This is a genomic window from Mycobacterium sp. E740 (assembly GCF_001672895.1).
Taxonomy (GTDB): domain Bacteria; phylum Actinomycetota; class Actinomycetes; order Mycobacteriales; family Mycobacteriaceae; genus Mycobacterium.
Window position 1 is genome coordinate 22,004 of record NZ_LZKP01000093.1, and the last position, 6,284, is coordinate 28,287.

A 6,284-nucleotide genomic window follows, 5' to 3' on the forward strand; every position below is an offset into this window, starting at 1 on the left:
CGCGGCACCCCTTGTCGACGGCATCGGTAAGTGATAACTTACCGTTCGTGCCGGCTTACCAAGATGTCGATGCATGGGTGGCGCTGTCCGACCGCACCCGGCGGTCGATCGTCGAACGTCTCGCGCACCGGCCGATGGCGGTCGGGGAGTTGGCCCGTGGCCTTCCGGTCAGCAGACCCGCGGTGTCCCAGCATCTGAAGGTGCTCAAGCTCGCCGGGCTCGTCTGCGACCGCGCCGACGGGACCCGCCGCGTTTACCAGCTCGACCCGACAGGGCTCGCGGCGATGCGGGCCGAACTCGATCGCTTCTGGCGGCAGGCAATGGCCGGCTTCAAGGAAATAGTTGAGCGCGAAGGAGACCAATCATGACCTCTGCCCAGTCCGCGGTCGTCCGCCACGACATCACGGTCAACGCACCGCTCGAACGGGCGTTTCGGGTGTTCACCGAGCGGTTCGGCGACTTCAAGCCGCGCGAGCACAACCTGCTGGGTGCACCGATCGTCGAGACGGTGTTCGAACCGCGCGTCGGCGGCCACATCTACGACCGCGGCGAGGACGGCAGCGTGTGCGCATGGGCTCGGGTGCTCGTCTTCGAGCCGCCGCGGCGCATCGTCTTCTCGTGGGACATCGGCCCGACCTGGCAGATCGAATCCGATCTGGCACGGAGCAGCGAGGTGGAGGTCGTGTTCATCCCCGAATCCGACGGACGCACACGCGTCACCCTCGAACATCGCCACATCGAACGGCATGGTGACGGTTGGGACTCCGTCGCCTCGGGCGTGGGCGGCGAGGCCGGATGGCGGCTGTATCTGCGCCGCTACGGTGACCTGTTGGCCGCTGAGGCGCAGTGATGCCTGCCGACGGACAGCCGAGCCTGAAGGAGTTGGCCCGCGCTGAACGGGCTGATCTGGCGGCGTTCCTTGCCGAACTGCAGCTCGAGCAGTGGCACCGCCCCAGCTTGTGCGCCGGATGGACCGTCAAAGATGTTGTCGCACATGTGGTCAGCTATGACGAACTCGGCGTCGGTGGGTTGGTGAAGCGCTTCGCCAGAGGCCGCGTTGTGCACGCCAACCAGGTCGGAGTCGACGATTTCGCCGGGCTGTCGCCCGGGGAACTGCTCGCGTACCTGAACCGGCACCTGCATCCGACCGGGCTGCCCGCCGGGTTCGGCGGCATGATCGGTTTCGTGGATGCAACCGTCCACCATCAGGACATCCGTCGTGCGCTGAACTGCCCGCGCGTCATCCCCGCCGACCGCCTCGTCCGCGTGCTGCCCCTCATTCCGGGCAATCCGAGACTCGGGGCCGGGCGCCGGATCCGCGGGTTGGGTCTGCGCGCGACCGACGTCGACTGGTCTCACGGCCACGGTGTGGAGGTGACCGGGCCGGGGGAGGCGCTGATGATGGCGATGACGGGACGACCCGCCGCGCTCACCGACCTCGACGGTCCTGGCAAAAGCACGCTGGCGCAACGACTCTAGGTACGGGACGTCTGCACCGCAGCGCGGCCTTCACACCGCGGCGCGGCCGGTGACCGGAGGCAGGTCCTTGAGCGTCACGATGCCCGGCGCGGCGGCGACCACCGCGGGCACGGCGTTGGTCACCGGCATCGCCGTGTAGATCATGCCCAGCCCCATGAAACCCGGCTCGGTCCAGTCCTTGGGCGGCAGGCAGTGCAGCACCGTTCGCATGTTGGGAAGCCCGAAGACCTGAATGACGTGGCCGTGCTCGAGCGGCTTGGGCGGCGTGACGTGTTGCCCCATAATCCAGTTGAATCCGACGCTGACGACGTTCTTCTCACCCACCCAGCCGCGGTGATAGCCGTGCACTCCGGCGACGGTGCCGGCGGGGATCTGCATGAACCCGAGATCGGAGTCACCCGTGGCCGCAGTGAACGTGACATCGAACGTCATCCGGTCGAGGTTGGCGCCGATCGCGTCGGCCATCATCGCCGCGGACTCGGCGAACACCTCGCTCTCCCGCCGAACGCTCTCGGCCAGCCCAGGAGTGTCGGGATCCTGCGAAAAGCCCATCGCCGTCTGCGTTCCCGCGGACTCATACGTCGAACAGTCCACGGACTCGGTGACGCGGATCTCGTCGACCCGTTCGCAGGCGCCGGACAGCACCATGCCCACCATATTGCTGATCCCCGGATGCGCTCCGCTGCCGAAGATCGTCGAATTGCCCTTCTCGCAGGCTTTCCGGATCCGGTCGAGGTCCTCGGGGGACTGCTTTCCTCCGGTGATCCACGCCGCGCTCGAGCACACGTTGACGCCGTTCTCGAGCAGTCGGGTCAGCTCGTCGATGTCGGGCCACAGTGGGTTGTAGCAGCACGCGTCAGGGTGCTGCGCCAGCAGAGCATCGATGTCGTTGGTGGCCGTCACTCCGGTGGGTTCGGGCCAGCCGGCCAGGTCTGCCGCGTCGGCACCGACCTTGTCGGCGCCGTGAGCGTAGACGCCGACCAGTTCCATGTCGTCGCGAGCGATGATCGCGTGCAGCGACCGACGGCCGATGTTGCCGGTGGTCCACTGGATGACGCGCAGCGGCCGGTCAGTTGTCGTCACGAAATCTCCTCGGTGTCAACACAATTACATGTGGGTGCCGCCGTCGATACGGACTTCGGTTCCGGTGACGAAGTACGCCTCCGGGGCGGCGAGCATGGCGACGACGGCCGCCACCGCGTCGGGCTTGGCGAACATGCCGTCGCCGTCGACCGGCAGCGTAGGCATGATCTTGCCGAACAGCGTGTAGTCGGCGTCTTCGGGCAGTCCCGGTCCGAGACTTTGACCGGATTGCCCGGTGCCATCGGTCATTCCGGAGGAGATCGAGCCGGGTTGCACGCAGTTGAAGCGGATGCCTTGCTTGCTGAACTCCAGGGCGAGCGTGTGGGTCATGGCCTGGATGCCGCCCTTGGACGCGGCGTAGGCCGACATGTAGGGGTGCGCGTAGTTCGCTGATGTGGAGCTGAAGTTGACGACGGCCGGCGCGGTGCCCTCGCGCAGCGCGGGGAGGGCTTCGCGGGTGACGAGGAACGTCCCGATGAGGTTGATGCGAAGCACTTGCTCGAAGTCGGCCAGCGTCGTTTCGGCGAAGTGCGCCGAGCGAAGGATGCCCGCCGCGTTGACCACCGCATCCAACCCGTCCATCGAGGCGACCGCGCGCGACACCCCCTGTTTCACCGAGTCCTCGCTGCCGACGTCGAGCAGCACACTCGTGAGCCGGTCGACGTCACCTGCCTTGGCGACCGTGTCGGCCAGGCCCGCCTCGCTGACATCGGCGGCTGCGACCGTGCCGCCCTCGTCGAGGATCCGCAGTACGGTCGCCTGGCCGATGCCCGACCCGGCACCGGTGATCAGCACTCGACGGTCGGTGTACCGCTGCAACGTCGCCACCCCGGGAATGCTAGTGGGTGGCCGGATCCGGCCGGGCTATTCCGGGTCGGCCCCGGCGGCGTCGACCGCATCCGTGCCAGTGGGTTCCTCGGCGTCGTGCTCTGGAACATGGGCCTGCGCCGGCAGCGACAGCGCCACACCGAGCGCCAGGAAGAACAGGATGAACAGTGGTCCGCCGAGATAGAAGTTCATCGGGCCGCCGGGCGAGATGAAGCTTCCCGGCGGGCCGATGATCGTGATCGTCTCGATCAACTGCTCGACCGCGAAGATCGCCGCTGTGATACCCAGCCAGCGCGGGAAGCGGCCTTCGTTGGCCGCCAACAGAATTGGTGCGGCGACCATGATGTCGGCCACGGTGAGCAACGGGCCCCACATGGCGGCGGTGTCGGCGATCGCCCGCGCGATGCCCGGGCTGACTTCGCCCGGATGCAACGCCTGGCCGGCGGTGAACCAGGTGGCGATGCTGATCTGCACGAGAACGACGGCGGATCCGATCGTGAAGACGAATGCATACGGTCCCGACAACCGGTCGCGAGCATGGCCGAGCACCACGACGAGAGCCAGCGACCCGAACGCGATCAACAGCGCCTGCGTGCGCATCGCGCCGGAATGCTCGTTGATGTGAGCCGCGATGTCGAGCCCGAGCTTGTCGATGCCGGGCAGCGGCGGAACCGTCAGCAGCGCAACGGCATACAGCACCGCGAACGCGATGGCGGCGACCATCGGCACTCGACGATCCACGGCATCACTCTAGTCACGTCTATCCCCAACGGCCATTTCATCCACAGGCGCGTCGCCGACGGCCGCTGGGGGACGTTTCGGTCGGCGGGCGCACCTATCTTCGGCAAGCATGCGAAGTGAATTGCCTGCCGATCGTCTGCAGCGAAGACTGGGCGGTGATACGGAGCCCGGCGCCGACGAGGACCGCCAGCCGGACACGTCGCTGACGCGCTGGCTGCCGGAAAGCGCCGACGGCGGTGCGGCGGGTTGGCTCGCCGCCGTGCGTGCCGATCCGGGTCGAGCCGGTGTCCTTGCGCTTGCCGGCGTCGGTGTCATCGCGGTGCTGGTGACGGTGTTCGTGCTGATCCGAGATGACACCCCGGCGGTCGCGGCGGCCAAACTGCCACCGGTACAGATGGTTTCGTCGGCGAGCCCGGCGCCGGATGCAGCCACGCCGGCGCCCGATGAGCCGGTGGTCGTCAGCGTGGTGGGCCTGGTGCACAAGCCGGGTCTGGTCACGCTCGAGCCGGGCGCCCGGCTCGCCGATGCGCTCGCCGCGGCAGGCGGCCCGGTGGACGGCGCCGACCTGCTGGGACTCAACATGGCCAGACGGATCGCCGACGGTGAGCAGATCGTCGTCGGTGTCACGGCACCGCCGGGTGAGCCGACGGCGATGGGCAGCTCGGTCAGCCCGGGCACCGCCGTGACTCCCACGGCACACGCGCCGCCGACGACGGGGGATGGCAGACCGTCAGGCGAGAAGGTGAACCTCAACACCGCGACCGTCGAACAACTCGACACGCTGCCCGGCGTCGGGCCGGTGACGGCCGCGGCGATCGTGGCGTGGCGCGACGCCAATGGCCGGTTCACCAGCGTCGACCAACTCGGCGACGTGGACGGCATCGGTCCAGCGCGGCTGGAAAAACTGCGTGACCTCGTCGACGTGTGACGACCATGTCGGCCACCGACGCGCCTGCGCTCGATCTGCGCCTGGTGCCGGCGGCGCTCACCAGCTGGGCGGTGACCGCTGCAGGGATCGTCTGGCACATCCGCGGTTCCGTCGCCGCCGCTGTCGGCGCGGTGGTGGTGACCGCGGCGCTGGGTTGGTGGTTCAGAAGTCGCCGTGGGCAGGGCGGCGGCGGGGGGATCGGCGCGAGTCTCGTCGCGGTCGCGGTGATTGCGACGGGGTTCGCGTTCGCGGTCGGCTTGCGTGTCGACGAGCTGCGCCACCACCCGGTCACCCAGCGCTACGGCACGGCCGCCGCAGTCGTGGTCGCACCAAGCGAGAGCCCTCGAATGCTCGGCGGCAACCGCGCGATGTTCCGTGGCTCGCTGCTGTCGCTGGACGGCCACGAAATGTCGGGCATGGTAGTGGTTTTCGGGTCCGCCGAGTTCGGCGAGCTGACTGCCGGCACGCCGGTCGCGTTCCGCGCCCGGATCGGCAGACCCACCCGCCGAGATCTGAGCGTGGCTGTGCTGTCGGCACTGGGGAAGCCCACCTACGGTGAAGCCGCAGCGCTGCACCGCGCCGGACAGGCGGTGCGCGACGGGTTCGCCGGCGCCGCCCGGCGGTCACTGCCCACCGACCAGGCCGCGATGCTGCCGGCGCTGGTGCTCGGCGACACCTCGGCAGTGCCGAGACAGACGACGGCTGAGTTCCGCGCGGCGGGCCTGACGCATCTGACCGCGGTCTCGGGGGCGAACGTCACGATCGTGTGCGGTGCGGTGCTGTTGACGGCGGGGCTGGTCGGTCCCCGGGCGGCGGTCGGCCTCGCGGCGGTCGCGCTGCTCGCGTTCGTGGTGGTCGTGCAGCCGACAGCCAGCGTGCTGCGCGCCGCGGTGATGGCGGCGATCACCTTGCTGGCGGTTTTGTCACATCGGCGGCGGCAGGCGATTCCCGCCTTGTCGGCCAGCGTGCTGGTGTTGTTGATCGGATCGCCGGAGCTGGCGGTCGACGTCGGTTTCGCGCTGTCGGTGTCGGCGACGGCGGCGCTGGTCGTGCTCGCTCCGGTGTGGTCGCGGCGGCTCGTCGATCGCGGCTGGCCCAAGGCGGCGGCCGACGCGGTCAGTGTCGCCACGGCGGCGCAACTGGTCACCGCGCCGCTCGTCGCCGGCATGGCGGGCGTGTTCAGCGTCGTGTCGATCGCGGCGAACATCGCGGTGGCTCCGGCGAT

At 68.9% G+C, this 6,284-nt stretch carries 8 protein-coding genes; 5 read left to right on the plus strand and 3 right to left on the minus strand.

The annotated features are described in order from the left end of the window. Positions 1 to 47: 47 nt before the first annotated feature. The 3 genes from A5663_RS09085 to A5663_RS09095 are packed head-to-tail and all read left to right on the plus strand — an operon-like array spanning position 48 to position 1,479. Positions 48 to 368, plus strand: a complete 321-nt coding sequence (locus A5663_RS09085) for a helix-turn-helix transcriptional regulator (RefSeq protein WP_068147017.1) — start codon at positions 48 to 50, stop codon at positions 366 to 368. After that, positions 365 to 850: an SRPBCC family protein gene (locus tag A5663_RS09090; RefSeq protein WP_068147021.1), complete on the plus strand. Its 486-nt coding sequence runs from the start codon at positions 365 to 367 to the stop codon at positions 848 to 850. Before A5663_RS09085 ends, A5663_RS09090 begins: the two co-directional genes overlap by 4 nt. Then, positions 850 to 1,479: a maleylpyruvate isomerase family mycothiol-dependent enzyme gene (locus A5663_RS09095; RefSeq protein ID WP_068147023.1), complete on the plus strand. Its 630-nt coding sequence runs from the start codon at positions 850 to 852 to the stop codon at positions 1,477 to 1,479. Before A5663_RS09090 ends, A5663_RS09095 begins: the two co-directional genes overlap by 1 nt. A 30-nt stretch (positions 1,480 to 1,509) precedes the next feature. Here A5663_RS09095 and A5663_RS09100 read toward each other — a convergent pair whose 3' ends face one another. From A5663_RS09100 to A5663_RS09110, 3 genes are read right to left on the minus strand one after another with little or no spacing between them, the layout of a single operon-like run. Next, a complete protein-coding gene (locus tag A5663_RS09100) occupies positions 1,510 to 2,562 on the minus strand; it encodes a dihydrodipicolinate reductase (protein ID WP_068147028.1) in 1,053 nt (350 codons plus the stop codon). 24 nt (positions 2,563 to 2,586) lie between these two features. Then, positions 2,587 to 3,390 carry an SDR family NAD(P)-dependent oxidoreductase gene (locus A5663_RS09105; protein ID WP_197503348.1) on the minus strand — a complete coding sequence of 268 codons (804 nt, stop codon included), beginning with the start codon at positions 3,388 to 3,390 and terminating at the stop codon, positions 2,587 to 2,589. 36 nt (positions 3,391 to 3,426) lie between these two features. Continuing rightward, the gene (locus A5663_RS09110; protein ID WP_082974005.1) at positions 3,427 to 4,131 is read right to left on the minus strand and encodes a hypothetical protein; all 705 of its coding nucleotides are present in this window, start codon (positions 4,129 to 4,131) and stop codon (positions 3,427 to 3,429) included. Between the two features lie 109 nt (positions 4,132 to 4,240). Between A5663_RS09110 and A5663_RS09115 the strand changes: the two genes are divergently transcribed. Together A5663_RS09115 and A5663_RS09120 are read left to right on the plus strand one after the other, a co-directional pair. Next, positions 4,241 to 5,059 (plus strand): ComEA family DNA-binding protein, encoded by an 819-nt coding sequence (locus A5663_RS09115; RefSeq protein ID WP_068147031.1) that lies wholly within the window; start codon positions 4,241 to 4,243, stop codon positions 5,057 to 5,059. Between the two features lie 5 nt (positions 5,060 to 5,064). Beyond that, positions 5,065 to 6,284: ComEC/Rec2 family competence protein (locus tag A5663_RS09120; protein WP_068147051.1), on the plus strand; the 1,220-nt coding region annotated here is incomplete at its 3' end.